The organism is Deltaproteobacteria bacterium (genome assembly GCA_009929795.1).
In the GTDB taxonomy this organism is placed as follows: Bacteria; Desulfobacterota; Desulfovibrionia; order Desulfovibrionales; family Desulfomicrobiaceae; genus RZZR01.
The window spans coordinates 1-1595 of record RZZR01000336.1 but is presented as its reverse complement, the minus strand read 5'-3'; the positions used below and the strand labels follow the sequence as shown (position 1 = coordinate 1595).

The following is a 1595-nucleotide window of genomic DNA, read 5'->3' as shown; positions in this document are numbered from 1 at the left end:
GGCCAGGGCGTGGAACTCCTCGCCCGGAATGACCATGAGGGGAAGGACCACGGCCCGGTCGAATCCACGGGCCGCCAACCTGGCCAAGGCCTCGGCCGGTGAGGGGACCGCGATGCCTTCCTTGGCCAGTTTGGTCCGGACCTGATCCGAGGAATAGGCCCAGACCCGCTCCAAACCCGGACAGGCCGCGGCCACGGCCTTCTCGATTTCCGCATACGCCACCCTGGCCTCGGCCACGGTGGACCCAAAGGCCACCAGGACGATCCCGGTCTTTGCCTCGGCTGTTTTGCTCTTTCCGTGTCCGGCCCAGGCCCATCCAGCCATGACGGCCAAAATGGCCATGGCCACAAGAAGTGTTTTGAGTCCCGTCCATGCTCCGCTCCATTCCATGCTGCACCTCCCGGCGCGAAAGGGTTGCGGTCGGAGCAGGGCGAAAAAAAACCCTTTCCCGCCCTGCCGCGGGAAAGGGATGTCCGTATTCTTCATCACCCTCCGCCCGGACAAATACCCGTTGTCCGGCACGCGACCGAATGCTTCGGGCAGGTCTTCCGGCTCGTCCCTCCGGCCCCGGCCTTCCCGGCCGAAAGGCCAGTGGCGCGCAAGGGGGCTGGATGTTTGGGGGACTGACGGCGGCGGGTCCGCTCCCGATTTGCACGGGATTCCCTTTTGAGTTCCGCATGAACACCCGAATTGGTGAAGCGATAGGTCCGGGTCGGCGCCTCTGTCAAGAAGGCCCGACGATTCCCGATCGCGCTCAATTCTTCGGATCGGCCGGCAATTGAGCCGAATGCCAGACCGCAACGATCCACACCGTCTGGTCAACGATACGGTAAAAAAACCGATACGACCGTACGATAACTTCGCGATGGGGCAGTCCCAAAAATTCGGGAATCGCCCGGCCCGATTCCGGAAAATCGGCCAGTCGGCTCAGGACGGACTTGGCTTTGTCTCGAAATCTTCTGGCTGCTTTCGGGTCGTCTCGGCGGATGTATTCGAGGACTTCGAGAAAATGCCGTCTGGCCGACGGAGTGAAAACGATGTTCACAAGGGATCGTCTCCAAGCAGGGCCTCGGCCTCGTCCATCACCGCATCCAGGCCATGACCTTGGCCGGCGGCGATCTCCCGCTCTCCGGCCGCCAACAGGCACAATAAATCCCATTCCCGCTCGCGCTGTTCGTAGGCTTCGATGCTCTGCATGACCGCCACGGCCCGCCCGCGTTGCGTGACCACCAGCGGTCCGGTGCCGGACCGCAACTTCTTGAGGACCGCGGCCGCGTCTTGCCGGAAATCACTCACCGGAACAATTTCGGGGATCTTGACCATATTTTATACCTCCATAAGTACAAAGTATTGTACGACTGAGAGTATTGTCAACAGACCCAGGACATGGCCTGACAAATCAGCAAACCGGCCTTCGTTGACTCCGTGACGGCCCAATCATAGAAACGAGTCTGGAACTGACAGAATTCCCTTCAAGCCAATCAAAGCAGGAGGAGCCACCATGAACGTCGGATTCATCGGCCTCGGCCATCTGGGTCGGGCCATTGCCGGACGATTGATCGACCAGGGACACGCGCTCACGGTCTGGAACCGGA

General features: G+C 60.9%; 4 protein-coding genes and 1 riboswitch. Of the genes, 1 reads left to right on the top strand and 3 read right to left on the bottom strand.

Annotation, left to right across the window (positions count from 1 at the left end; genetic code table 11):
- The 3 genes from EOM25_14795 to EOM25_14785 all read right to left on the bottom strand — a co-directional run.
- The coding region (locus EOM25_14795; GenBank protein NCC26445.1) for a hypothetical protein at window positions 1–486 on the bottom strand (486 nt) is incomplete at its 3' end.
- A 34-nt stretch (window positions 487–520) separates the two neighbouring features.
- A riboswitch (cobalamin riboswitch) is annotated at window positions 521–704 on the bottom strand.
- Between the two features lie 50 nt (window positions 705–754).
- A complete protein-coding gene (locus EOM25_14790; GenBank protein ID NCC26444.1) occupies window positions 755–1045 on the bottom strand; it encodes a type II toxin-antitoxin system RelE/ParE family toxin in 291 nt (96 codons plus the stop codon).
- Window positions 1042–1323, bottom strand: coding sequence for a type II toxin-antitoxin system Phd/YefM family antitoxin (locus tag EOM25_14785; GenBank protein ID NCC26443.1), 282 nt, complete (start codon window positions 1321–1323; stop codon window positions 1042–1044). Before EOM25_14785 ends, EOM25_14790 begins: the two co-directional genes overlap by 4 nt.
- 178 nt (window positions 1324–1501) lie before the next feature.
- On the opposite strand from EOM25_14785, the gene EOM25_14780 reads away from it, so the two are divergent.
- Window positions 1502–1595, top strand: a 94-nt coding sequence (locus tag EOM25_14780) for an NAD(P)-dependent oxidoreductase (GenBank protein NCC26442.1), incomplete at its 3' end; no start/stop codon positions are given.

Bases quoted from the DNA above. Each gene is read 5' to 3' on its own strand.
- EOM25_14785 (NCC26443.1), bottom strand. From the start codon at position 1,323: ATGGTCAAGATCCCCGAAATTGTTCCGGTGAGTGATTTCCGGCAAGAC.